The 24687-nt window shown below is 62.8% G+C and carries 26 protein-coding genes; 12 read left to right on the forward strand and 14 right to left on the reverse strand.

The genetic code is table 11. From position 1 onward, the window contains the following. Positions 1 to 158: 158 nt before the first annotated feature. The 3 genes from RMO51_RS11415 to RMO51_RS11425 all read right to left on the reverse strand — a co-directional run bounded on the left by RMO51_RS11415 (position 159) and on the right by RMO51_RS11425 (position 2188). Positions 159 to 782, reverse strand: a complete 624-nt coding sequence (locus RMO51_RS11415; RefSeq protein WP_310394732.1) for a YceI family protein — start codon at positions 780 to 782, stop codon at positions 159 to 161. A gap of 102 nt (positions 783 to 884) precedes the next feature. Beyond that, positions 885 to 1112 carry an MYXO-CTERM sorting domain-containing protein gene (locus RMO51_RS11420; protein ID WP_310394734.1) on the reverse strand — a complete coding sequence of 76 codons (228 nt, stop codon included), beginning with the start codon at positions 1110 to 1112 and terminating at the stop codon, positions 885 to 887. 116 nt (positions 1113 to 1228) lie between these two features. Next, a complete protein-coding gene (locus RMO51_RS11425) occupies positions 1229 to 2188 on the reverse strand; it encodes a ribonucleoside-diphosphate reductase small subunit (protein ID WP_310394736.1) in 960 nt (319 codons plus the stop codon). 506 nt (positions 2189 to 2694) lie between these two features. Between RMO51_RS11425 and rplU the strand changes: the two genes are divergently transcribed. Both rplU and rpmA read left to right on the forward strand, forming a co-directional pair. After that, a complete protein-coding gene (rplU, locus tag RMO51_RS11430) occupies positions 2695 to 3000 on the forward strand; it encodes a 50S ribosomal protein L21 (RefSeq protein ID WP_310394738.1) in 306 nt (101 codons plus the stop codon). 97 nt (positions 3001 to 3097) lie between these two features. Further along, positions 3098 to 3373, forward strand: a complete 276-nt coding sequence (gene rpmA, locus RMO51_RS11435) for a 50S ribosomal protein L27 (RefSeq protein ID WP_310394741.1) — start codon at positions 3098 to 3100, stop codon at positions 3371 to 3373. 72 nt (positions 3374 to 3445) lie between these two features. Here rpmA and RMO51_RS11440 read toward each other — a convergent pair whose 3' ends face one another. The 5 genes from RMO51_RS11440 to RMO51_RS11460 form a co-directional block, all read right to left on the reverse strand. Further along, on the reverse strand, positions 3446 to 3892 hold the full coding sequence (locus RMO51_RS11440; protein WP_310394742.1) for a hypothetical protein: 447 nt from the start codon (positions 3890 to 3892) through the stop codon (positions 3446 to 3448). 304 nt (positions 3893 to 4196) lie between these two features. Continuing rightward, positions 4197 to 4976 carry a cyclase family protein gene (locus RMO51_RS11445; RefSeq protein ID WP_310394743.1) on the reverse strand — a complete coding sequence of 260 codons (780 nt, stop codon included), beginning with the start codon at positions 4974 to 4976 and terminating at the stop codon, positions 4197 to 4199. Between the two features lie 107 nt (positions 4977 to 5083). Beyond that, positions 5084 to 5518 (reverse strand): hypothetical protein, encoded by a 435-nt coding sequence (locus RMO51_RS11450; RefSeq protein ID WP_310394745.1) that lies wholly within the window; start codon positions 5516 to 5518, stop codon positions 5084 to 5086. After that, positions 5502 to 6665 (reverse strand): radical SAM family heme chaperone HemW, encoded by a 1164-nt coding sequence (gene hemW, locus RMO51_RS11455; RefSeq protein WP_310394747.1) that lies wholly within the window; start codon positions 6663 to 6665, stop codon positions 5502 to 5504. Before hemW ends, RMO51_RS11450 begins: the two co-directional genes overlap by 17 nt. A gap of 296 nt (positions 6666 to 6961) precedes the next feature. Continuing rightward, positions 6962 to 8134, reverse strand: coding sequence for a DUF4105 domain-containing protein (locus RMO51_RS11460; RefSeq protein ID WP_310394749.1), 1173 nt, complete (start codon positions 8132 to 8134; stop codon positions 6962 to 6964). A gap of 292 nt (positions 8135 to 8426) precedes the next feature. On the opposite strand from RMO51_RS11460, the gene RMO51_RS11465 reads away from it, so the two are divergent. Both RMO51_RS11465 and RMO51_RS11470 read left to right on the forward strand, forming a co-directional pair. Beyond that, entirely contained in the window at positions 8427 to 10289 is a 1863-nt protein-coding gene (locus RMO51_RS11465) for a BamA/TamA family outer membrane protein (RefSeq protein WP_310394751.1), read from the forward strand. Positions 10290 to 10539: 250 nt separating this feature from the next. Beyond that, positions 10540 to 10923, forward strand: a complete 384-nt coding sequence (locus RMO51_RS11470; RefSeq protein ID WP_310394753.1) for an Hsp20/alpha crystallin family protein — start codon at positions 10540 to 10542, stop codon at positions 10921 to 10923. A gap of 320 nt (positions 10924 to 11243) precedes the next feature. Here the strand turns inward: RMO51_RS11470 and RMO51_RS11475 are convergent, their stop codons facing one another. Continuing rightward, complete coding sequence (locus RMO51_RS11475; protein WP_310394754.1) at positions 11244 to 11567, reverse strand: hypothetical protein; 324 nt, start codon at positions 11565 to 11567, stop codon at positions 11244 to 11246. 6 nt (positions 11568 to 11573) lie between these two features. Further along, the gene (locus RMO51_RS11480; protein ID WP_310394756.1) at positions 11574 to 11849 is read right to left on the reverse strand and encodes a VF530 family protein; all 276 of its coding nucleotides are present in this window, start codon (positions 11847 to 11849) and stop codon (positions 11574 to 11576) included. Positions 11850 to 11956: 107 nt separating this feature from the next. Between RMO51_RS11480 and RMO51_RS11485 the strand changes: the two genes are divergently transcribed. From RMO51_RS11485 to RMO51_RS11495, 3 genes are all read left to right on the forward strand, one after another. Continuing rightward, positions 11957 to 12817, forward strand: a complete 861-nt coding sequence (locus RMO51_RS11485) for a glycoside hydrolase family 25 protein (RefSeq protein WP_310394758.1) — start codon at positions 11957 to 11959, stop codon at positions 12815 to 12817. 73 nt (positions 12818 to 12890) lie between these two features. Beyond that, positions 12891 to 13364, forward strand: a complete 474-nt coding sequence (locus RMO51_RS11490) for a septal ring lytic transglycosylase RlpA family protein (RefSeq protein WP_310394759.1) — start codon at positions 12891 to 12893, stop codon at positions 13362 to 13364. Positions 13365 to 13416: 52 nt separating this feature from the next. Next, positions 13417 to 13611 (forward strand): hypothetical protein, encoded by a 195-nt coding sequence (locus RMO51_RS11495; RefSeq protein ID WP_310394761.1) that lies wholly within the window; start codon positions 13417 to 13419, stop codon positions 13609 to 13611. A 251-nt stretch (positions 13612 to 13862) separates the two neighbouring features. Here the strand turns inward: RMO51_RS11495 and RMO51_RS11500 are convergent, their stop codons facing one another. The 4 genes from RMO51_RS11500 to RMO51_RS11515 all read right to left on the reverse strand — a co-directional run bounded on the left by RMO51_RS11500 (position 13863) and on the right by RMO51_RS11515 (position 17650). Continuing rightward, positions 13863 to 14237 carry a hypothetical protein gene (locus tag RMO51_RS11500; protein WP_310394762.1) on the reverse strand — a complete coding sequence of 125 codons (375 nt, stop codon included), beginning with the start codon at positions 14235 to 14237 and terminating at the stop codon, positions 13863 to 13865. A gap of 206 nt (positions 14238 to 14443) precedes the next feature. After that, positions 14444 to 15106, reverse strand: coding sequence for an SOS response-associated peptidase (locus tag RMO51_RS11505; protein ID WP_310394763.1), 663 nt, complete (start codon positions 15104 to 15106; stop codon positions 14444 to 14446). 178 nt (positions 15107 to 15284) lie between these two features. Next, on the reverse strand, positions 15285 to 16934 hold the full coding sequence (gene glgP, locus RMO51_RS11510) for an alpha-glucan family phosphorylase (protein WP_310394765.1): 1650 nt from the start codon (positions 16932 to 16934) through the stop codon (positions 15285 to 15287). A 266-nt stretch (positions 16935 to 17200) separates the two neighbouring features. Then, on the reverse strand, positions 17201 to 17650 hold the full coding sequence (locus RMO51_RS11515) for a PA2169 family four-helix-bundle protein (RefSeq protein WP_310394767.1): 450 nt from the start codon (positions 17648 to 17650) through the stop codon (positions 17201 to 17203). Positions 17651 to 17926: 276 nt separating this feature from the next. Between RMO51_RS11515 and RMO51_RS11520 the strand changes: the two genes are divergently transcribed. From RMO51_RS11520 to RMO51_RS11540, 5 genes are all read left to right on the forward strand, one after another. Next, positions 17927 to 19381, forward strand: coding sequence for a hydrolase (locus RMO51_RS11520; protein WP_310394769.1), 1455 nt, complete (start codon positions 17927 to 17929; stop codon positions 19379 to 19381). Between the two features lie 176 nt (positions 19382 to 19557). Next, positions 19558 to 21462 (forward strand): glycoside hydrolase family 13 protein, encoded by a 1905-nt coding sequence (locus RMO51_RS11525; RefSeq protein WP_310394771.1) that lies wholly within the window; start codon positions 19558 to 19560, stop codon positions 21460 to 21462. Positions 21463 to 21517: 55 nt separating this feature from the next. Then, complete coding sequence (locus tag RMO51_RS11530) at positions 21518 to 21925, forward strand: GxxExxY protein (RefSeq protein ID WP_310394773.1); 408 nt, start codon at positions 21518 to 21520, stop codon at positions 21923 to 21925. 29 nt (positions 21926 to 21954) lie between these two features. Beyond that, a complete protein-coding gene (locus RMO51_RS11535) occupies positions 21955 to 22662 on the forward strand; it encodes an SDR family oxidoreductase (RefSeq protein ID WP_310394775.1) in 708 nt (235 codons plus the stop codon). A gap of 99 nt (positions 22663 to 22761) precedes the next feature. Beyond that, positions 22762 to 24585 (forward strand): alpha-amylase family glycosyl hydrolase, encoded by a 1824-nt coding sequence (locus RMO51_RS11540; RefSeq protein ID WP_310394777.1) that lies wholly within the window; start codon positions 22762 to 22764, stop codon positions 24583 to 24585. Positions 24586 to 24687 lie beyond the last annotated feature (102 nt).

Below are 24687 nucleotides of genomic sequence, written 5' to 3' on the forward strand. Positions count from 1 at the left end.
TTGCATTCAATCCCGGAAATTACCGCCTGGGTTTGGGGAGGGCAAGGAAAAACTACAGAAGTTTTCCACACAGGACCTAAAACAAGCCGCCCGGCCGCTTTTTTCAAAGCAACCGGGCGGCGCAACGCACAAATCGAAACTAAAGCAGTTAGCCGGGCCTACCGGCTGACCGTTGCCGCCGCGTTGGGCTGGCAGGTCAGTATCACGCTGACTTCAATGGATTTGGCGATGTTATTCCGAACCAGGGCCGGAATTTTAATCTTGTAATCGGCCGGGGCCACCGAGAATTTAGAGGTCACCACCAGTTCATTGTCCCGCAACTGCAGCGTGCCGGGCACCCGCACCTTGCGCTTCACGCCGTGAATGGTGAGCAGGCCTTGCACGTACACCGGCTGCGGGCCGCTGCGCAGGGTGGCCTCGTCGGGCATCGTCACCAGTTGGCCCGTGAAGCGCGCCCTCGGGTACTTCTCGCTTTCGGCGTAGTTCTCGTTGAAGTGCTCCTGCATCAGCGAGTTCTTGAACTGAAAGTCCCGCATCAGCATCGAAAACGCCAGCTCCCCGCTGACCAGCTCGAAGATGGCCGCCACCCGCGGATTCAGCGCCTCAATGTCTTCGATGGGCGCCGTGGAATAAAAGGTGGTCAGGCCGCTGGCCGTGGCGTAGCGCAGTTGCATGGCTGTGGGCACGGCCGGCGCGGTGGCCGCCGGCGTAGCGGCCGCTTGGGCCCGGGCGGCGGGCGCCGCAGCTGCCAGGCCCAGCAGCACGAGTAAAACATACTTCATAAACCACTACCGGAAAGCGCGTGAATGCAAGCCCGGGCCAGCGCGGCCCGCATTGCCCCCAACTCTCCTTTTCCGGCTTCGGGGTTGCCTTCCTTCGTCGCCTTATTTCCGGCGGCTGAACCACCACACCGCGCCCACCGCCAGCACCGCCGCCCACGCCGCCAGCTTGGCCACCGTCGCCGGTGGCCCATCGGCCTTGCAGGAGCAGGACGTGAACACCGGCTGGCCGTTCACCAGCAGGCGACGGCGGCAAAAGGCGCACGGCGAAACAAGGGGGTCGACCTGGCCCGGCAGGGGCCAGCTGTCTTGCGGTTCAAGGGAGATGTTCATGGCTGTCAATACCGGTCGCCCGGCAATAGTAACCCACCAAAAAGCCCTGGCTCCGGGCAGGAGTCAGGGCTTTAAAAAAACTGCCGGGCGGGCCTACGCGGCCCGGGCAACTGGCTTTAGAAATCTTCGTCCAGCGAGAAGGCGTTTTCGGTGCGCTCGCTCATCACGCCGGCTTTCTGGTACTCGGCCACGCGCTTTTCGAAGAAGTTGGTCTTGCCCTGCACCGAAATCATTTCCATGAAGTCGAACGGGTTGGCGGTGTTGTAGATTTTGCCGCAGCCCAGGGCCACCAGCAGGCGGTCGGCCACAAACTCGATGTAGTTCGCCATGTTTTTGGCGTTCATCCCGATGAGGCTCACCGGCAGGGCATCGGTCACAAACTCCTGCTCGATGCGCACGGCGTCGGCGATGATGCTCTGCACCCGCTCGGGGTCGAGTTTGTGCTGCAGGTAGCCGTAGAGCAGGCAGGCGAAATCGCAGTGCAGGCCCTCGTCGCGCGAAATAAGCTCGTTCGAGAACGTGAGGCCGGGCATCAGGCCGCGCTTCTTTAGCCAGAAAATGCTGCAGAACGAGCCGGAGAAGAAGATGCCCTCCACGGCGGCGAAGGCGATGAGGCGCTCGGCAAAGTTCTCGGAGTTAATCCACTTCAGGGCCCACTCGCCTTTTTTCTGCACAGCGGGCACCGTTTCGAGGGCATTGAAAAGATAGTCCTTCTCCTTGGGGTCTTTGATGTAGGTGTCAATCAGCAGCGAATAGGTTTCGCTGTGAATGTTTTCCATCATAATCTGAAAGCCGTAGAAGCAGCGCGCCTCGGGCATCTGCACCTCCTGCATGAAGTTCACGGCTAAGTTCTCGTTCACGATGCCGTCGGAGGCGGCAAAGAAGGCCAGCACGTGCTTGATGAAGTGCCGCTCGTTGTCGTTCAGGCCGTTCCAGTCCTTCTGGTCCTGCGAGAGGTCAATTTCCTCGGCCGTCCAGAAGGAGGCCTGCGACTTCTTGTAGTACTGCCACACCTCATCGTTCTGGATGGGAAATAGCACGAAGCGGTTGGGGTTTTCGGCGAGGAGCGGTTCCATGATAATTGCGGGCGTTGGTGGCGGATTTCAGGGAGGAAGGTGGCTAGTCAACTGCCGAGTTCGGACAGATGTTTAGCGGCCGTTGCGGAAACAGAGGAGACCTTCCAGGACCAAATATAGCCCAAACTTCAGGGCCAATTGCCACTCATTTTAGCTTTTTTATTTGTTATTTTTTGATTAAGGCCCAGCTTTCTCCAAGCGCACCTCCACATCCAAGCGGCCCGGCTGACCGCGTGATTGAACCAAATCATCCTCAAAATCAGGCGTTTTCGGCTCACTTATCCACAATTTAGCTGTGGACAACCCCACTTGTCCCCAAATACTGCCCGACCACGGGCCGCTCGCGCCGTTTCTTAACCCGGCCGTAATCCAGCCGTCATTCGCCTGCGGGCCCTTTTGGGGCCGTATGCGCGGGCCAGCCAATGACGATTAACGACTTAGGCTTGGATATGCCAAACCGTCCTCGTACTTTTGCCTTCCCATTTCAGAAAAACCCGCGAAAGCTGATGTACGCAATTGTCAACATAGCTGGCCAGCAGACCAAGGTTGAGGCCAACAAATTCGTTTACGCTCACAGACTGGCCGGCAACGTCGGTGACACCGTGACGCTGGGCAACGCCCTGCTGACCGATGACAACGGCACGCTGACCATCGGCGCGCCCGAATTGAGCGTGGCCGTGGTCGGCACCATCCTCGCCCACGTAAAGGGCGACAAGGTGCTCGTCTTCAAAAAGAAGCGCCGCAAGGGCTACCAGAAAAAGAACGGCCACCGCCAGTCGTTTACCAAAGTAATGATTAACAGCATCGGATAAATCAATTAATAATTATGAATTAACAATTATGAATTGACTTGCTTCTGCCAGTCTGCTCATTTTTAATTCTTAATTTTTAATTCTTAATTAAAATAACATGGCTCACAAGAAAGGTGTCGGCTCGTCCAACAACGGCCGCGAATCGCATTCCAAACGTCTCGGCGTGAAAATTTTCGGGGGCCAGGCCCTCGTCGCTGGCAACATCATCGTGCGGCAGCGCGGCACCAAGCACCACGCCGGCGATAACGTAGGCATGGGCAAAGACCACACGTTGTTCGCGCTGATTGACGGGGAAGTGCAGTTCCGCAAGGGCCGCAAAGACCGGTCTTTCGTGACCGTGATTCCCCGCGAAGTGGTATCGGTGGCGGCTTAATTGCCGGTCCTGACAAGAACAAAAGGCGGCCTCTTGCGAGGCCGCCTTTTTCGCGTTGCGGTTAGGGAGTTGCTAGTGCCCGAAGCAGATGCCAAGGTTGAACTGGGTGGTGATGGTGACGGGCCCCGGCGAAGAGCCAAAGCTTACGTTGCTGCGGTTGGGGCCCGCGCCCACACCCGCGTTGAAATCGAACAGGAAGTTGCGGCCCAGCCGGCGTTGCAGGCCCCACACCAAGTTGAGGCCCGGCGCAATTTCATCGCGCAGGCGGTAGCGCTGCCGGACTTCCGTGTGCGCTTCCACCGCCAAGTAGTTGCCCACGAAGGGCCCGTGGGCCCGGTTGTGCCGGGCGCGGCCCGCCTGGTTGTAGTAGTAGCGGACCCCAACGCCCAGCGCGCCGGCCGGGATGGCAAAATTCTGGTCACCGTAATAGGTGTTCTGGCGGCCCAGCCGGAAGTCAGAATCAAGTTGCCCGTAGAGCGTGAACCTGGAACTGAGCGCATACTCGGCGCCGACCGACACTGGCAGCCGGACCGCTACTCCCTGATAGCCACTGTAGCGAAAGGCCCGGCCCGCATTGAGCCCGACTTTCAACAACCATTTCCCGGGTGCTTCCGCAGCCAAAGAAGTCGGCGCATCGGGTGAGGCCGGCGGAACAGGCGAGGCAGGAATTGTTTGGCCGAAGCTGGCCGTGGCTCCAGCCGCTAGCAGCAAGCCGGGTATGAGTAAGAGAAAGCGAAGAAGGCGCATGGCGGGCAAGTAGATGAAGGGTAAAATTCATCTGGTAGAGCCCGCAGCGGCGGTTACGGTTGCACTGGCGCGGAAGCTAGGCAGCGGGTACCGGGTTCAAGCGGTAGAGCACGGGCTTGCTGGGACTGGCATCCAGCTCCAGGCTGGTGATTTGAATGTTGAGCAGGTACAACCCGTCACTCACTGCATCGGGCACAAAAACCAGCTCCGTGATGGTGGCGCCGCAGCGGGGCTGCGCGGGGTAGCACCAGAAGGCGCGGTGGGCCAGGAGCTGGCCGGCGTCCTCTTCGCGGTCCACGCTGGGCAGGTCGAGCAGGAAGTGCTGGACGTTGTTATCAACCAGAAAATGCGCCAGCGCGGGCTCGACGTAGGCGGGATTGGTGCCGGAGTACCGGCGGGTGCGCTTGGCGTCGTCGTTGGGCAGGGTGCGCAGGACCAGTGCCTCGGGGATGGACCGGTCGGCTTGCGCGGCCAGGGCGGCTTGCACGTCGGCCAGCAGCACCACCCAGTCGCCGTTGGGCTGGGGGCGCGGGGCCACGCTCACCAGCCGGGCCACGAACAGGAAGCGGCGCAGGCACTGGTTGAGCGTGGCGGCCGGGTCGGGCGAGATGTGGCCATAACACTCCGTATGGGTGCCGTTGCCGTGGGGCGTGACGTGGACGCGCTGGTAGTTGGTGCTGCCGCCCAGCGCCACGCTGCCCACAAAGCTGCCCACCCGAATAGTGTCAACCTGCACCGGCTCGGCCCAGAAGCAGTTCACCTGGTCGTGACCGGGGGCCAGGGGCAGCGAGATATCAATGGGCGCGGCGGGGTCGTAAGCGTAGGCGCGGCCGGCGTGGGGGAAGGTGGGAAGCAATTAACAATTAACTGTGAGCAGTGAGCAGCAGAAACGTTGGGCTCATCTGGCGTCCGCGCAGTTGAGCAGAACCATTCTACGTACTGATTATTGATGATTCTTATTGATTACGAATCGAGCCGCACAAAGACCCCCTCGAGGTAAAAGATATTGTGGGGCTGCGGGTCATCGACGCCTGCTTCGTCTTCCGCTTCGCCGTCCTCGGCGGCGGGGTAGGTTACCGACAGTTTCAGCGCGACGCTGGGCAGGGGCACGGGCGGAGCGTCGTCGGAGTTGTATTCGAGCAGGGCGGGCCACTCGGCGGCAGCCAGGGCGTCGGCTACTTCTTCCCGCAAGGCCGCGGCGCGGTCGTGCGCCAGGCTCAGCAGGGTGTCGAGAGACTTGAAAGGCAGCGCGAGGTGGAAGAAGTGCGTGTCGTTGTCGAAGTTGGTGGTGGCCCACACGGTCACGTCGTCGGTGTTGTCGAAGACGATGGCCACGAGGTGAATTTGCTCCACGAAGAAGTCGGCGTCGTCGGCAATGCTGTCACTCAGTAGATTCATAGGGGGCTACGGCAGGGGTTTGGAACAGCTCCAGCGTGATGTGGTCGGCCAGCAATTTGCCCGCGTCGGTCAAGGTAAGGACTTCGTGCTGGATGCGGGCCCAGCCGCTGGCTTGCAGCGCGGCCAGGTAATCGGCGCGGGCGGCCAGCAGGTCGAGGCCGTGGTGGGCGCGCAGGTGGGCCAGGTCGCAGCCGCGGGCGGTGCGCAGGGTGGTGAGCAGGTACTCGTTGGCCCGGTCGGTGGCGGTGAGCTCGTCCACGGTCACGGGCACTGCGCCGCGCTCCAGCACGGCGGCCACGTACTGCGGGTTGTTGGCGAGGGTAAACTGGCGGTTGTGGCCGTCGTAGCTGTGGGCGCTGGGGCCCAGGCCCAGGTAGGGCACGCCGCGCCAGTAGTTGGCGTTGTGGCGGCTCTCCCGACCAGCACGACAAAAGTTGCTGATTTCGTACTGCTCGTAGCCGTGCGCGCGCATGGCCGCCAGCAGCAGCTCAAACTGGGTGGCCACGAACTCATCCGGCGCGGCCCGGAACGTGCCTTTCCGCAGGCGATGGCCGAAAGCCGTGCCCGGCTCAATGGTGAGGGCATAGGCCGACACGTGCGGCACGCCCAGCGCAAACGCGTTGGCCAGGTCCGCTTCCCAGACGTGGTGGCCCGGCGCGGGCACCCCGTATATCAGGTCAATAGAAACATTCTCGAAGCCCGCGTCCTGGGCGCGGCGCACGGCCGTGGTCGATTCCTCGGCGGTGTGGGCGCGGTTCATCAGGCGCAGGTGCGGCTCGTAGAAGCTTTGCAGGCCGATGCTCAGGCGGTTGACGCCGACTTGCCGCAACTCCTGCAGCTTGGCGGCGCTCAAATCGTCGGGGTTGGCTTCGAGGGTGATTTCGGCCCCCGGCGCCACGGCAAAGTGGCGGTGGATGGCGGCGAAAATCTGGTCCAGCTCCGCCGCCGTGAGCAGCGACGGGGTGCCGCCGCCGAAGTAGATGGTTTCCAGCGTGGCTCCCGGGTCCAGGTAGCTGCGGCGCAGCTCCAGCTCCCGCACGATGGCTTCGACCAAGCGGCTTTTCAGGGCCAGGGCAGTACTGAAGTGGAAGTCGCAGTAGTGACAGGCTTGCTTGCAGAAAGGAATGTGGAGGTACAGGCCAGCCATTGGGATGCGAGAGTGGGTGCAGGCTTTTCAACGGTATGCCACGAAACAACATTCCCATTGGCACTACCGGAACCCGGAGCCGCAAAGGTAGCCGCGGCCCGAAGGTGAGCGAGTGGACTCCGGCTATTCGGTAACCGGGCGGGCCTCGGTTGCTGAGGCATCAGCACTAAGTTTCATGGTTGGCAAAGTGTTTCAGGATAGCGCAGCCAACTCATCTCCCCGCTCGGTTTCCCAGGCGATGATTACGCACCTGACCAGCGCGGCCGTGAGAATTCCTGCCCGGCACCAATGAGCTGCTAGGAAGTGGGAGCCTGGCGCTTGAAGAGCAGCAACTGGAGCAGGAGCAGCGCCAGTAGCAGCCCTACTGCTGGGAGGAGCTGCGCGTAATACACCCCCCACCCGAACAAGCCGCCCAGCGCCAGCAGAGCCAGGGAAACGGTGGCATAACGCCGCCATCGGAGGTTCGGATGAGCAAACGCAAGCCCCACGTGAGTTGGCAGCAGCCACAGCAACTGGTAGTTCAACTGCACCGGTGTGTGCAGCGAAAACAACGTGAGGCCGAGCAGGACACAACCCGTTAGCCCTACTCCGACGAACAGGGCGCGGCGTATGCCTCGGCCAATCAAGGCGTAGCGGGCGGGTAAGCACTGGGCCATCAGCATGAGTATTCCCAGCCCTGAAAAGAAGAGCGTCGGGGTCCACCAGGGCTGCTCCTGCTCAAGCAAGTGCGGCCTGACGACCAACAACTGCCGGGTGCGAACCACGAAGGGACGTTGCTGCCGGTCGGCGCGGGCAAAAGCTTGTTGTAGTTCGGTGGGTAAGAACAGCCGTTGGCGGAACGTGGTGGGTTGGTCGGCGGGCCAGCCCAGGCCGAGATTTATGCCCAGGTTCAGCCAGGGGGCCGGGGCTAGGTAAGGGGCCAGGAGCTGCCGGAAGGTGCGGGAAGATGGTACGTGAGCGGAATCCAGGCGCAACGGCACAGCGGCACTGGTGCGAACCAACTCGAAGAGGCGAGTGGTGCAGTTATCCGCAAAAAACTGGTATTGGTAGAAACGGGCTGGCGAGTGCCGCGTCGCTTCCAAGCGGTCGTAAAGCCGTTGGACTTCGCCCGGATGCAGCGCCAGTACTTGTTCGGACAGCGCGCGGTTTTCTTGTTGGTAAGCCCGCTGAAATGCCTGAAATGAGGTGGCCGACAAGAAATAGCGCAAATCGCCGCGCAGAAAGCGCCAGTAGAAGTGCGGCGTGTCAAAATCGAACGTGCCGTAGTTGTATACCCGGTCCAGGTTGCGCAACGGGTCCGCGATACGCAGGGCGGAATGGCCAAATAATGCGTAGGTTTCCGAGCCGGGGCCGCAGGTTAACAAGCTGATAGTCGCCGTGTCCGACAAAGGAAGGGGGACCGCCAGGAGATGGCCCAGACCGCTTCCCCACAACCAGAGGCTTCCCCAAAGGAAAAGGCGAGCAAGCATTAAAGCAGTAGCGAGGCCGTTGGGTGAAGGGTCAGAAATGGACGGTTTTCACGGAGAAGCACCGCATTTAACGGCCATCGGGTGGTGCCCGCAAACCTACCATTTTTCCGAGCAGGTAGCTTAACTGTTCAACGAACGGTGGTTCAAGCTCGCGAGTACTCAAGCACTCCTTGCCTCCAACTGGGAAGCATGAGAACATCGTGTGGCTACACTCGTTGGGCAGGGCCAACGGGCTGCCCGGGGGTTTACCTTCGGGAAATTAAATACCGGCTTTTGCGTTGGTCCATTCCGAATGAATACCCGGTTTCTGCTGCGCTGTTTGGGAATGCTGCTGCTGGGCTGGCTGACCGGCTGGCCGGCGCACGCCCAGACGCCCACGCTCGACCCCAACGCGCCCAACCAGCCCGGCCTGGCCACCCCGCCCCTGCCGCCGGCCCCGCCGCCACCCGCTCCGGCGGCTCCGCGCCGCCTCGGCCGGCCGCGGGTGCTGCGCCTGGATGCCGAAGCCGCCGACCGGCCGCTGCTGCGCCGCTACAAGGTGCGGGCGGCGGTGCCCGACTCCCTGAGCGCGTTGCGCGAAATCCGGGAGCTGGTGCTGGCCTTGCAGGGCGACGCCTACCTCACGGCCTCGGCCGACACCCTGCGCTGGGGCCGCGACACGGTGCGGGTGCGCCTGTACGTGGGCACGCAGTTTCGCTGGGCCTACCTGCGCAACGGCAACCTCGGCGACGGCCTGCTCACCCGCGCCGGCTACCGCGAGAAATTCTTCCGCCAAACCCCGTTCGTGCCCGCCGACTGGGTCCGCCTGCAGGAGCGCGTCCTCACCGAAGCCGAAAACCAGGGCTTCCCTTTTGCCACGGTGGGCCTCGACTCGATTCGGCTCAGCGACCGCGACATTGCCGGCCGCGTGGTGCTCAAGCGGGGCCCGGCCGTGGTGTTCGACTCGCTGCAAATTGTGGGCAACACCAAGACCAAGAAGCGCTTCCTGACCAAGTACCTCCAGATATTTCCCAACCAGCCCTTCAGCCAGCAGCGCGTAGCCGCCGCGGCCCAACTGCTGCGCCAACTGCCCTACGTGAAGCTGCGGGCCGAGCCCGAAATCCGGTTTGCCAAGGGCCGGGCGCGGGTGTACCTGCTGCTCGACGACCGGCCCTCGAACCAGTTCGACGCCATTGTGGGCATCCTGCCCAATGCCGACCAGCGCAAAACCGGCGTTCAGATTACCGGCGACGTCACCATCAACCTGCGCAACATCAAGGGCGGCGGCAAGCAGATTGGCCTGCAATTCCGCAAGACCGACGCCCTTTCGCAGCTGCTCGACGCCCAGTACGTGCACCCCAACTTTTTCGGCACGCCGCTGGAAGTGGCCGGCACCTTCAACCTCTACCAGCAAACCAACGCCTTCCTCACCCTGCGGCCCCGCGTGCAGGTCACCTACCCCACGGCGCGGGCCGGCCGCATCAGCTTCTTCACGGAGCAGCGCGGCTCTTTCCTGCTCAATCCCGACAGCCTGAGCACTGCGCTGCCCGAGAACATCGACTCGCAGTACAATTCCTACGGCCTGGGCTACGCCTGGAACAGCCTCGACGACCTATTTTTTCCGCACCGCGGCTACCTGATAACCGCCCAAGGCGCCGTGGGCACCAAAACCATCACCCGCAACGGCGTGCTCAAGCCCGAACTCTACGACGGGGTGCTGCTGCGCTCCACCCAGTATTCCTTGGGCCTGCGGGCCGAGCGTTATTTTCCAGTGAAAAAAGCGGGCGTGCTGCTGCTGCGCCTGCGCGGCGAAGGTCTTGTTAACCCCCGCTTATTTACCAACGACTTGTTCCGCCTCGGGGGCCTGAACTCCCTGCGCGGCTTCAACGAAAACGAGTTTTACTCCAGCTCCTACGCCGTGGCCACGGCCGAGTTCCGCCAGTTCATCGGGGCCGACTCCTACGCGTTTTTGTTTGCCGACCAGGCGTATTTCCGGCACGACCTTGCCACCGACCGCTACGCCGACCAGCCCACCGGCGTGGGCGCGGGCCTGAGTTTCCGCACCGCGGCGGGGCTGTTCCAGTTCGTGTATTCGGTGGGGCAATCGAGCTACGCCCAGCAAGGGTTCGGACTGAAAACCTCCAAAATTCACTTCGGCCTGACCAGCCGGTTTTAGGATGGGGCATGGGCTCCGTAGTCCATACCCAAAATTGAATTAGAACCGCAAAATTCGCGCGGTGGAGGTGTCATACCGTCCGTTTTTCGGCTTTCGGAACACTGATTCCGCCAGTGTGGCCGGGGCTCAAAAAGTTATGGCCAAAAGCCCGCCAATACGACTGATATTCAGGCGCAGTACGCCCTCATTCAGATTGGTACATCATTTGTCATGGTGGGTGCGAAGCCGCTCCTAAAACCGGCCCCCTGCCATGAAATTTATCAGCTCGAAGTTCATCCGTTCTATCGCCCCGCAGCTTGACTTGCTCAACACCATCGGGGGCGGCGTGGCCCAGCCCCAGCTCCGCATCGACCAGCGCCCCAAGGGCGTGACGGTGCGCGTGGCCATGCCCACCGTGCCGGCCGACAGCTTCCGCGTGGTGCTCAACCAGCAGCGCCTCACCGTGTTCGGCGAGTACCGCCACGAGCCCGCCGACCAGTTGGCTGCCCCCCTCTTCATTCAGGCCCTCGACCTGCCCGCCAACCTGGACCTGGCCCGCATCGATGCCGTGCACGAGGGCAACGAGTTGCGCGTGCGCATCCCCTTCTTAAACCCCAGCGACCAGCAGCGCGAAATCGACATCCGCCACAACTAATCCGGCCAGTGCCTACCGTGGTTTATTCGTCCATACTATCTGTTTATTAGTCTTATAACGCCGGGACCGACCGGCACCGCAGTCCACTGATAACGCCGGGACCGACCGGCTGCTGCCCCCGTCTTTTGGCGTTCACCCTTGAGCCACCGCCCACAGCGGTGGTTTTGTTTTTTGAGGTGTTTCGGTAGTGTAAGACGGTTACGGAGCACGTAGCATTCCGTCGCGCCAACCTCACCCCCTGACCCCCTCTCCCGCAGAGAGGGGGCACCGGAAATGCTTTAGCCAAAAGTTATTATAGCTTTTCTTTCAGGAGGCCCGCGCTACCTGAATAGCGGGATTATCAGCACGAAGCTCATTAGCAGCGAGAGGTAGAACCAGCCCATTACCTGCCCGCGGTAGCGGCGCGGCATCCGGTTGCTGAGCACCAGCATGGCCGCGATGACCAGTACCAGGTGCGCCACGAAGAACACCATGGTCTTTACCCAGTTGCTGACAATGGTGTTTTCGGCCTGGTACTGGTCCGATTCGCCCAGGCCCGAGGTGAGGTAGCGCAGGCCGTAGAAAGCCAGCGTTTCGAAAGCCACGAACAGCACCAGGCCCGCCAGCAGCGCGGCTTTGGAAGATTTTTCGGTTACGTCGGCCATCGGAGGTTACGGGCGGGGGCGGCCCTGCACCTCGGCGGTGCGGGCCTTGATGTAGAGTTCTTCCACCTTGGCGCGGGCCCAGGGCATGCGGCGCAAAAACGTGAGGCTGGACTTCACGCTCGGGTTTTCGGCGAAGCAGTTCATGTGCAGACGGGCGTCGAGCTCGGGCCAGCCGTAGGCGGCCACCAGGTACTCAAGGATGCCGGCGAGCGTGACGCCGTGCAGCTCGCGGATGAGGTGGCCGGATTCGTCGCGGGCATCGGCGGCGCGGAGGAAGGACATAGGGGAACGGGACGGCGGGAAGCGCAAAGTTCGCGAAAAGCCGGGGCCCGGCACACCACGGCCGCCGGCCGGGCGTTATTTTTGGGTCCTTCCATTCCATTCCGTCCTTGCCTGCCGCCCGTCATACCGCTAAAGTCCCCCCGCACCGCGCGCCGCCCGGGCCGTGGCGCCGCGTGCTGTTGGCGGGGCTTCTGCTGGGCTTGCTGCTGGGCGGCGCGTACTACTTCCGCCACCAGGTGCAGCTGAACCGCTACGCCCGCCGGGCCTGGGCCGCGCTGACCAAAGGCGGCCTCACGGGCCGCGAAAAAACCCCGCTGCTGACCGGCTACTCGGTGCACGGCATCGACGTGTCGTCGTACCAGGGCCGCATCGACTGGCCCACGGTGGCCCGCAACCGGGTGCGGTTTGCCTTCATCAAAGCCAGCGAAGGCGGCACGCTGCGCGACCCGCGCTTCGCCCGCAACTGGCGCGAGGCCCGCGCCGCGGGCGTGCTGTGCGGGGCCTACCACTACTTCCAGCCCAACCGCGGCGGCCAGCTCCAGGCCGACCTGTTTGTCCGCACCGTGCCCCTGGCCCCCGGCGACCTGCCGCCCGTGCTCGACGTGGAAGCCGCCAATTTCCACGACGTGGCCGTGCTGCGGCGCGAAGTGACCCGCTGGCTGCGCCTCATCGAGGCCCACTACGGCGTGCGCCCCATCCTCTATTCCAACCACAGCTTTTACAAGCGCTACTTGGCCGGGCATTTCGACAACTACCCGCTGTGGCTGGCCCACTACGAGGTGGAGCGCCCCGCCTTGGCCACCAGCAAGTGGATAATCTGGCAGCACTCCGACGAAGCCTACGTGCCGGGCATCCGCGGGGTGGTGGACTTCAACGTGTTCCAAGGCAACTTCCAGGCCCTGCAGGCGTTGCGCGTGCCAGCCACGGCCGCGCGGGCGGCTCCGGCCCCAGCTTCGGCGCGGCGTTGACGGGCCGGGTCTGAATTTTATCTTTCACGCGAGCTGGTTCGCAACAGTTGGCCTCGCGATTCGGCAAATGACCATGGCATCTACCCAAATTCAGAGAATAGCGCCGGGAAACACGGGGGCAGTGGGTGCTTTTTGGCGGGCGGCCCGGCTCCTGCCGCTGCTGGCACTCGTCCTGCTGGCCTCGTGCAGCAGCACCCGCGAGGTGGGCAAGAGCCCGCGGGCGGCCCCGCGCGGGGCCTACTCGCAGAAAGGCCTGGGTTCGTACTACGCCAATAAATTTGCGGGCCGGGCCACCGCCAGCGGTTCCATCTACCGGCCCGGCGAAATGACGGCGGCCCACAACACGTTGCCCTTCGGCACTCTCATCCGGGTGACGAACACCCGCAACGGCCGCTCGGTGGAAGTGACGGTCACCGACCGGGGCCCCCACACCAAGGGCTACATCGTGGACGTGTCGCGCCGCGCCGCCGTGCAGCTCGACATCATCGAAGCCGGCGTGGTGCCCGTGCAGCTCACCGTCATCAAACCGGCCGGCAACTCCCGCTAAGTTTGCCCCGCCGGCCGGCCGGCCGGCTTTATCCCAACCCGTATTCGTTGCCATGAACATCCGCAAGAAAGTACGCTGGACCTTGCCACCCGGCACCAACCGCTACGCCGCCCTCGACCTTTGGGTGCCCGCCGCCGAAGACGAGGGCTGGTCGGAAGCCGAAATCCAGCACGTCCTCGACGAAGTAGTGGAAGCCGAAGACAATGCCGCGGGCCTGGAAGTGCTGGCCTGGTACACTTTCAAGTAGACCTTGGAGCGGTTCTGTACTTTACGCAAAGAGTGAAAAATTGAGAGTTAAAATTCAGACAAATAGAATTTCAACTTTAAGGCTTACGCAGTTGATGAGCTGCACCAGCCGCAGCGCGGCGACACGTAACTGCGTAAGTCCTGAACGTTTAACTGCTTTCAAGAATACGCCTGGAAACCGCCGTATGTATTGCCCCCCGGGAGCTCAACTCGGGGGTTGCTTGCCCGGCGGCTCTCAACTATTTCTCGGTACTAACTGCGCGCCGGCGCGGGGCGCAGCGCCTCACGCAGCCAGGTGCCCGCCAGCGCGGCCAGCCCCCCCACCAAGCCCGCCACCACGCCCGTGACGACGACCAGTGCCGCCGCCGAACCGCCCAGTGGCAGCAGCTCCGCCACCCGGTGCGCGAGCAGGCCCTGGTTCTGGTAGGAGTGCCAGGCGGCGGGCAGCAGCCAGCTCAGCCCGGCCCCGCCAAAGCCCGCCCCAAAGGCAACCCGCCCTGAGGGTGCCAAGACAAACCCGACGGCCCCCGCCATCGCGGCCAAGCTCCACCACGGCAAGTCGAGCTGAACGGCCGAGGCCAGCACGAAAATGAGCAACAGCAAAAGCCAGGGGTTACGCCAGTTCATGCGGGCAAAGGTAAACGCTGCGCTTAATGAGGAATGAAGAATGAAGAATGTTATGTCGAGCTTGCCGGGACATCTCGCTCGCGTCGTTGAACGATTGAATCACTGCTGCACGCGAGATGCTTCGGCTGCGCGGCCGCCAGAAGAGCATGACGCTCCCTTTGCCCATTCTTCATTCCTCATTCCTCATTCCTCATTAAGCGCAGCGTTCAAGCGGCAGCCAGCACCTCGGCGTCGTTGTTGGCCGGCGAGTTCACGCGCTTGCTGATGACGTATTCCTGCATGGCCGCGGCGTCGTAGGGCGCCAGCAGCTGCTGGTGCGCGGCCAGGCCCCGGCCGTCGTCGAGCCAGGCTTGCTCGGCGGCGCGGCTGGGCAGGATGACCGGCATGCGGTTGTGAATGCTGGCCATCAGCGCGTTGGGCTCGGTGGTGATGATGCTGAAGGTGGGGTGCAGTTCGCCGGTGCCGCGGTCGAGCCATTCGTCCCACAGGCCAGCGAAAGCGAAAGGCTGCTCATCGCGCAGCAGGATGCGGTGGGGCACCTTGCCCGCGGGCGTGGCCTGCCACTCAAAGAAACTATCGGCCAGCACCAGGCAGCGCCGCCGCCCCAGCAACTGCCGAAACGAGGGCTTCTCGGCCAGCGTCTCGGCGCGGGCGTTGATGGGCTTGGGCCCGGCGGCCGGGTCGCGGCTCCAGCTCGGCACCAGGCCCCAGCTCAGCAGCTGAATCTGGCCGGGCGCGGCGTTGGTGACGACGGGCAGCCGCTGCGAAGGCGCGGCGTTGTAGGTCGTCGGGGCCGGCTCGGTGAAGGCGGCGTCGAAGCGCTGCTCGACCTTGGGAGCCGGGGCAATGAAGGTGTAGCGGCCACACATTTTTATAGGCGATGAAGTGATGAGGTGAGCGAAGGCGAACCGGACCCGGCAAGGCAAAAGGACCTTGTCAGGTTCAAACGCGCCGGGTATACGACAATCGTTCGAACCTGATAAGGTTCTTCGCCGGCTCGGGATGACAAACGACTACCTCATCATCCAGAACCCTCATTCCTTACGCTTACTTGTACAGCAGCTCGTAGTATTCCCGGGCCATGCGGCCCGACTCGAAAGCGGGCTCCACGTCCTTCATGGCGGTTTTCGCCACTTTTAGAAACTGCTGGGGCTGGTCGTAGTACAGGGGCACCACGGTGTTTTCGAGCACGTCGAGCAAAGCCGTAGCCTCGGAGTCGTCCTTCACGTTGTCGGGCAGAACGACGTCGGCGATGGGGATGAGGAAGCCGTTTTCGCCGTCGCGGCAGAACTCGGGAATCCAGCCGTCGGCGATGCTCAGGTTCACGCAGGCGTTCATGGCGGCGGTCATGCCGCTGGTGCCGCTGGCCTCGCGCGGGAAGCGGGGCGTGTTCAGCCACACATCGGAGCCCTTCTTGATGGCCGCCGACAAGCCCAGCTCGTAGCCGGTGAGCACGGCGCAGTTCTTTAAGGAAGTCGTGCGCTTGATGATGTCGTTGAACAAAGCCACCGCGCCGTAATCTTTCGGGTACGGCTTGCCGGCCCAGATGATTTGGATGGGCCGCCGGGCATCGGTAACCAGCCGCGCAAACCGCTCGAAGTGGCGCAGAATCAGGTCGGCGCGCTTGTAGCCGGCGAAGCGCCGGGCCCACACGATGGTCAGCACCGCGGGGTCGAAGATATTGCCGGTCTGGTCGGCCACTATCTTGAACAGGTCTTTTTTAAGCTCGCGCTTGCGGGCCAGCAGGGCCGCGTCGTCCTTGCTTTTGAGGGCGGCGGCCAGTTGCGGGTCGCGCCAGTAAGTGCCGTTCTGGCTGTTGGTGATGGGGATGATGGGGCAAATGCCCTCGTAGTGGCCCCACATTTCCTGGCTCACGGTGCCGTGCACCTTGCTCACGGCGTTGGCCTTGCGGGCAAAGCGCAGGGCGGTGAGGGTGTAGTTGAGCGCGTCGCCGCTGCCAATGCGGGCCACGCGACGGATTTCCTCCTCCGGCACCGCGCCGAAGAAACTCATGTCGGTGAGCAGCTTCATGGGGCGCTCCTCGTTGCCGGCCAGCTCGGGCGTGTGCGTCGTGAACACGAGGCGCTTCTGCACCTCGGCCAGGTCGCGGCCGTGCTTTTCGTAGAGGTAGAACGCCAGCGGCAGGCCGTGGCCTTCATTGAGGTGGTACACGTCGGTTCGGCGGCCGAGCAGGTCGAGCAATTTGCCCCCGCCCACGCCCAGCAGGATGCTCTGGGCCACGCGGGCCGCGGCGTCCGGGTCGTAGAGGTGGTGGGAGATGGTGCGCGAGAGGTGGTCGTTCTCGGCGATGTCGGTGGTGAGGAAAAACATCGGCACCGTGCCGAATACTTCGGGGGCCAGGTACAGGGCCTTCACGTGCACGTCGGCCCCGTGGATGGTGATGGGAAACACCAGGCCGGTGTCCTCCAGGAACGAGTAGTGCTTCTGGCGGAAGTCGGCCCGCATGCTCTGGTCCTCGTTGCGGCCCTGGTCGTAGTAGCCAAAGCTCCACAGAATGCTGATGCCCACCAGGTTTTGCTTGAGCTCGTAGGCCGAGCGCATGTGCGAGCCGGCCAAAAAGCCCAGGCCGCCGGAGTAGGTTTTAAGGGCCTGGTCGACGGCAAATTCCATCGAGAAATACGCCGCCGCGGCTTTGAATTTAGCCGCCGGGGCGTAGGGGTTGAACGTAAAAGCCATAAGAAATCAGGGGACGCACGCCGCGGCCTGCGCCAAAGGAGAGAAGTAAAAGGTGAAGCGCGTGAGCCGGAGTCGGGGCCCATTGCGGCCGCAAGGTCCGACGCTTTTGGCAAGAAAAGCAAAAGCCCGATGTTCCAACTGCGTCGCAAGGCGCGCGGCAGCCCGCGTCACAGCGCCGGTAAGAGCCCGTTGAGATTTCAAAACAACGCTTCAACGGCGCGGGCACCTGGAGCACCGCCGCGCATCACCGGCCGGCATTCGGCACCTTATTTCTCGATGCCTTTCAACTGCTGCAACTTTCGCAGGGTTTCCTGGGAGGCCTGGTGCTGGCGTTCCACGGCCTGGCGGGCGGGCCCGGCCAGGTCGGCATTGGCCAGGGCTTCGACGTAGGCTTTGATGGCCCATTCTTCGCCGTAGATGTTGGAGTCCAGAATGCTTTTCTCGTCGCGACCGGTCACCAGGGCCTTGGCGTCCATGAAGCCGCGGTAGAACTTGCCTTTGAGCGTGGTGCTGCTTTCGGCACCGCCCCCGGCGGCCCGGGCAAAGCCGTTGAGCTCCTGCACAAACTGCTCGCTCTGCTGCACCAACTGCTGGTAGTAGGCTTGGTTGGGGGCGTCCTTGGTTTCGCGGGCGGCCGTTTTGTAGCCCTCAATCCGGTCGTTGATGAACAAGGCCAGCTCGTTGAGCGTGTCGGCTAGTTTGGAGGTTTCGGCCATGGGGTTAGGAGTTTGTAGCGGAATAAAACGCGGGCGACACGCGCCGGCCGGTGGTCAGGCGGCCACCACCGGGCGTAACGGTGCCCGGCCGGCCGGGGTTGACTCCCGACGCCACTTTCTCGCTCCAAAGGCGGGGCGCTGTGGTCCACGGCGGCACGGGTTGCCCGCATCGGTGGGAATGGACACAATCTCATAACCCGCCCCCGTGCCGCGCAACTGGCTAATCTACCTAGGTTTGTCGCGCTATTTCACCCCTTCCAAACCCTTCCAAAACGTATGCGCCTGACCTTTTCCGCCCGCCCCCTGGTAGCCACGCTGCTGGGGGCCGTCCTGTTTGCCAGCTGCTCCAGGTCGGAGCCGACGCCGGCCACTCCCAAGGCCGCTGCCGTTACGCAAAACGTTTCGGCTCCCGGCTTCCCCGAAGGGTTTGCGACCGGCACCAAAACCTCCTACGCCACGGGCAGCGTCACGCTCGGGTCGGGCTCCTGGACGCTGAACGAGGCGCTGATTGGCAACACCACGGCCGACGCCAAAACGGGCGCGCAGTCGGCCCGCGTGCGCTACGACGGCTCGCTGAGCATGAACTTTAGCCTCACCGCCGGGGCCGGCGCCGTGACCGTGGCCCACGCCCGCTACGGCTCCGACGGCAGCGGCACCTGGGAGCTGTGGGCCTCGGCCAACGACGGCGCCTCCTACGCCCGGGTGGGCAGCGCCGTGACCACCAACAGCTCCGCGCTCAGCACGGCCTCCTTCGCCGTGAACCTGGCCGGCTCCGTGCGCTTGCAAGTGCGCAAAACCGACGGCGGCAGCAACCGCATCAACTTCGACAACATCACGGTGGAGAGCTACGGCGGCGGCACCCCGCCCCCGCCGCCCCCCACCGGCGGCGGCAAGAAATTTCTGTTCGACGGCTCGCACGGCGAGCTGGCCGGCAACGCCGACTGGGTGCTGGACGTGAACAGCGGCGTGGCCTCGCGCTACCCCACGCCCGCCCAAAGCGGCATCACGAGCAGCACGCCCGAAACCTTCTGGACCGGCGCCGTCTCGGCCTGGGGCGTGGCTTTGGTCAAGCTGGGCCACACCGTGGAGCAGTTGCCCAGCGGCGCGGCCATTAGCTACGGCAACGCGGCCAACCCGCAGGATTTGGCCAACTACAGCGTGTTTGTGGTGGATGAGCCGAATACCATTTTTACGTCGGCTGAGAAAACGGCCATCCTGCGGTTTGTGCAGAACGGCGGCGGCCTGTTTATGATTACGGACCACATTGTGTCGGACCGCAACAACGACGGCTTCGACTCGCCCGAAATCTGGAACGACTTGATGGCGAACAACTCGGTGCAGACCAACCCGTTTGGCTTCGCAATAAACTCCGACAACATCGTGGAAAACAGCAGCAATGTGCGCCCCGGCCCCAACCCTATCACGAACGGCTCGCAGGGCGCGGTGTCGCAGCTCGCGTTCTACAACGGCGCCACCATGACGCTTAGTCCCGCCGCCAACGGCACGGTGCAGGGCCTGGTGTGGCGCCGCACGGCCAGCCAAGGCAACAGCCTGGCCATGGCCGCCAGCAGCACCTTCGGCAATGGCCGCGTGGTGATTATCGGCGACTCCTCGCCCGCCGACGACGGCACCGGCTCGCCCGGCAACACGGTGTACGACGGCTGGGGGGAAAACGTGAGCCACCCCCGCCTGCACCTCAACGCCTCGCTCTGGCTGGCCAAGCTGCAATAAACTGCCGCGCGCTAGAGCTGCCGTACCCCTGGGGTGCGCCCGGCTGCAATCGCAAAAAAGCCCGTCCCCGAAATTGGGGGCGGGCTTTTTTGCTAAATAACGGTCGGTAAGTGTGCGCGGCAGGACGGGCGAATTCGTTACTTTGGGTTCCCACCTTACTCTCCCGCATTATTCCTATGATTTTCATACGCTCGCTGACCGCGGCTGCGCTGATACTCGCGGCCAATTTGAATGCTTTCGCTACTCCGCGGCTTTTTGCCGCCAACGCTCCGGTGGCCAGCCGCCCCGCCAAGGCCGCGCTCGTTACCCGCGTCGACCCTACGTTCTGGTTCGTGGGCATGAAAAATCCCAAGCTGCAGTTGCTGGTGCACAGCCCCGGCATCGGCGCCAGCAAGGTGGCGCTGGCCTACCCCGGCGTGACGCTGGATGGCACGCAGCCGCTGGAAAACCCCAATTACCTGGTGGTGAACCTCACCATCGGGCCCGATGCCAAGCCGGGCCTGCTGAAGCTCCAGTTCCAAGGCGCCAAAAAGCTGGTGTATTCCTACGAATTGCGCGCCCGCAGCACCGACCCCAGCCGGGTGCAGGGCGTGACGGCGGCCGACTTCGTGTACCTGCTCATGCCCGACCGGTTTGCCAACGGCGACCCCAAGAATGACGTGGTGAAGGGCACCCGCGCCCCCCGCGTGGCCCGCGACTCGATGTACGCCCGCCACGGCGGCGACCTCAAGGGCATTGAGCAGCACTTCGACTACCTCAAGGAGCTGGGCGTGACAGCCATCTGGCCCACGCCGGTGGTGGCCAACGACATGCCCAAGGCCAGCTACCACGGCTACGCCCTCACCGACTACTACAACGTGGACCCGCGCTACGGCACCACGGCCGACTACGCCCGCTTCGTCCAGAGCGCCCACAAGGCCGGGCTAAAGGTGGTGCACGACGTGGTGCTCAACCACATGGGCTCCTACAACTACCTGCACCTCGACCCGCCCGCCCAGGACTGGGTGCACCAGTGGCCGGCCTTCACGCGCAGCAACTACCGCGACGCGGCCTTCAACGACGTCCACGTGAGCAAGCACGACCGGGAGCAGTTCGGCAGCGGCTGGTTCGACACCACCATGCCCGACGTGAACCAGAGCAACCCGCTGGTGGCCACCTACCTCATCCAGAACTTCATCTGGTGGGTGGAGTACACCGGCCTCGACGCCTACCGCATCGACACCTACCCCTACTCCGACCGCAAGTTTCTGATGCAGTGGGGCGAGGCCCTGGCCACGGAGTTTCCGAGACTGGGCGTGTTTGGTGAGGCCTGGGTGCAGGGCACGGGGCAACAGGCGTTTTTTGCGAAAAACATTCTGCCGCCCGTCGACGGCTTCAAGTCCAACCTGCCCGGCGTGACGGACTTCCAGTCGCAGTACGCCATCAACGAGGCCCTGACCAAGGACGCGGGCTGGACCGACGGCATCGCCAAACTCTACTACGCCCTGCAGGGCGACTGGATGTACGAGGACCCCCTGCGCAACGTGGTGTTCCTCGACAACCACGACTTGAGCCGCTTCTACTCCGTTATCGGCGAAGACTTTGCCAAGTACAAGATGGGGCTGGCTTGGCTGCTCACCACCCGCGGCATCCCGCAGCTCTACTACGGCACCGAGGTGCTGATGAAGAACTTCTCGGCCCCCGACGGGCTGGTGCGCGAGGACTTCCCCGGCGGCTTCGTGGGGGATAAGAAGAACTACTTCACCGCCGCGGGCCGCACCGGGCCAGCCGGCGAGGCGTTTGCCTACGTGAAGACACTGGCCAACTACCGCAAGACCCATCCGGCGCTGCATTCTGGGCAGCTCACGCAGTTCATCCCGGCGGAAGGCGTGTACACCTACTTCCGCCATTCTGATGCGGGCACGGTGATGGTAATGATGAATTCCAGCAAGGACGAAAAGACGGTGGACACCGGGCGGTTTGCCGAGCGGCTGGCGGGTTTTTCCTCCGGGCAGGAGGTAACTTCGGGAGCGGTGCTTGCGGACTTGAAGACGATGAAAATTCCGGGGCGCACGGCTTGGGTGGTGGAGTTGCGGAAGTAGTGCGGTATATTTCTCGCTGAGGACCGCAGAGGTTTACGCAGAGGTTCGCTGAGTTATGGTGCACGAAAACACGCTTTCTTTCGACATCCGCAAATCGGCTTTTCAGGTGCACACGGCCCTTGGACCGGGGCTGCTGGAGTCGGTGTACGAAATAGCTTTGGCGTACGAGCTACGGCAGCTTGGCTACGAGGTAAAGACGCAGGTGCCCCTGCCCATGGAGTACGCCAGCCAACGAATGGACATCGGCTTTCGCTTGGATTTGCTCGTGAACAACCGGGTAATCATTGAAATTAAATCCGTAGACGCAATGCTGGATGTTCACAAAAAACAGTTGTTGACTTACCTGAAACTCTCGGGCTGCAAGCTGGGCCTGCTCATCAACTTCAACGTAGCCCACGTCAAGGAAGGAATCGTACGCATCGTCAACGGCCTGGAAGAAGAACCTCAGCGAACCTCTGCGTAAACCTCTGCGGTCCTCAGCGAGAAATAAATATGACCGACCTCACCGACCAAGTAGCCATCGTATCCGGCACGAGCCGCGGCATCGGGCGGGCCATTGCCCTGCTCCTGGCCTTGCAGGGCGCCAAAGTGGTGGCCGTGGCCCGCACCGAGGAAGAACTGGCCGAGCTCACCCACAAAACCCAGGGCCTGAGCCTGGTGGCCGACGTGACGATGGAGTCCGACGCGCAGCAGGTGGTGGAAAGCGCGCTGCTGCACTACGGCCGGCTCGATATTCTGGTGTGCAACGCCGGCGTGGGCTCGTTCAACGAGCTGGAAAACTTCACCGGCAGCGAATGGGACCGAATATTCGACACCAACGTGAAGGGCACCTTCCTGCTGTGCAAGGCCGCCGTGCCCCACTTCAAAGCCCAGCAGCGGGGCCACATCGTGGGCATTGCCTCCGACGTATCGAGGCGCACCTTTGCCCACGGCACGGCCTACGGCGCCAGTAAGTACGCTCAGGACGCCGTACTGGCCAGCCTGCGCAAGGAAGTACGGCCGCACGGCATCAAGGTCAGCACCATTTACCCCGGGCTGGTCGACACCTACTTCAACGACACCACGCCCGGCCGCCCGGAAACCGAGAAAACCCACCTGCGCCCCGCCGACGTGGCCCAGGCCGTGCGCTACGTGCTGGAGGCCCCGCCCCACGTGGTGATTGACGAGCTGATGCTGCACCCACTCTCGCAGGAGTATTGACGCTGTGCTTAATGAGGAATGAGGAATTTTAGTTATCTCCGCCAATTCTACATTCCTCATTCTTCATTCTTCATTAAGCGTAGCGTTATCTTGCCGGCCATGAAAAAACTGTTACTGGCCGGCGGCCTCTTGACCTTGGCTGCTTTCTCTTTGCCCAACCCACCCGTGGACGACACACGCCCCACCGCCACCGACCCCAATACCACCGCGGAAGTACCCCAGGACCATAAACTCGTCATCTACCAATTGATGACGCGCCTGTTTGGCAACAAAGTGGCCCTGAACAAGCCCTACGGCACTATTGGCGAGAACGGCTGCGGTAAATTCAACGACATCACCGACAAGGCCCTCGACGAAATCAAGAAGATGGGCGTGAGCCATGTCTGGTACACCGGCGTGATTGAGCACGCCACCATGACCGACTACACCGCTCAGGGCATTCCGCCCGACGACGCCGACGTGGTGAAGGGCCGCGCGGGCTCGCCCTACGCCATCAAGGACTACTATGACGTGGCCCCCGACCTGGCCGTGGTGGTTAAGAACCGCATGGTCGAGTACGAAGCCCTCATCAAGCGCACCCACGACAAGGGCCTGAAGGTGCTCATGGACTTCATTCCGAACCACGTAGCCCGGTCCTACAAATCGGACGCCAAGCCGCCGGGCGTGGTGGACCTGGGCACGCTCGACGACAAAACCAAGGCTTTTGCGCCCAACAACAACTTCTACTACCTGCCCGGCAAAAGCTTCGTGCCGCCCGCCGGCCACCACCCGCTGGGCGCGCTGAAAGGCCCGCGCGAGGACGGCAAGTTCTTCGAAATTCCGGCCAAGGCCACCGGCAACGACGTGTTTTCGGAAGCACCCAAGCTCGACGACTGGTTCGAAACCGTCAAGCTGAACTACGGCGTGGACTATGCCAACGGCCGTAAGCCCTTCTTCAGCCCCGTGCCCGATACCTGGAAGAAGATGCGCGACATCCTGGTGTTCTGGGCCGGCAAAAACGTGGACGGCTTCCGCTGCGACGTGGCCGAAATGGTGCCCGTGGAGTTCTGGGCCTACGTCATCCCCGAGGTCAAGAAGGTGAAGCCCGACATCGTATTCATCGCCGAAGCCTACAACCCCAAGGAGTACCAGACCTACCTCGACAAGGGCAAGTTCGACTACCTCTACGATAAAGTGGGCCTCTACGACGGCCTGCGCAAGCTGATGCGGCAGGAAGGCACCACCGAGGACATCACCAAAGTGTGGAAAGAAGAGAGCAACGGCTTCTCGTCGCGGATGCTGCGCTTCCTGGAAAACCACGACGAGCAGCGCATTGCCTCCAAGGAATTTGCCGCCGACCCGCGCCGCGCCATTCCGGCTATGACCGTGACCGCCACGCTGGCCAGCGGCCCGGTGATGCTCTACATGGGCCAGGAAGTGGGCGAGGCGGCCAACGGCGTTGCCGGCTTCAACACCGGCGACGGCCGCACCACCATCTTCGACTACTGGGGCGTGCCCGAGCACCAGAAGTGGCTGAACCAGGGCAAGTGCGACGGCGCCAAGCTCAACCCCGAGCAAAAAACCCTGCGCGACTTCTACGCCCGCCTGCTGACCCTGGCCAGCACCAGCGACGCCATCCGCCGGGGCCGCTTCTACGAGTTGCAGGACGCCAACAACCTGGGCAAGGAGTACAACCAGCGCTACCTCTACGCCTACCTGCGCTACACCGATAAGCAGCAGGTGCTGGTGGTGGTCAATTTCAGCAGCGACAAAACCTACCGGCCCGTCATCAACATCCCCGCCGAAGCCGTGACGGCCATGGGCCTCAACCCCAAAAAATTCTACACCTACACCGACCTTCTCACCCCCGAGGAGCCCCGCAACGCCCTGAACCTAACCCTGGCACCGCTTTCGGCCTGCATTTTTGAGATAAAGCCCCGGTAACGTTGCCGTAGTCCGCAGGCGAATCAGTAGATTTGAAGGCGGCCGCACTCCTGCTTTGGGAGTGAGGCCGCCTTTCTCCTTTCCCTGGCAATTCCCACCCCA

The organism is Hymenobacter sp. (genome assembly GCF_031398885.1).
Classification (GTDB): domain Bacteria; phylum Bacteroidota; class Bacteroidia; order Cytophagales; family Hymenobacteraceae; genus Hymenobacter.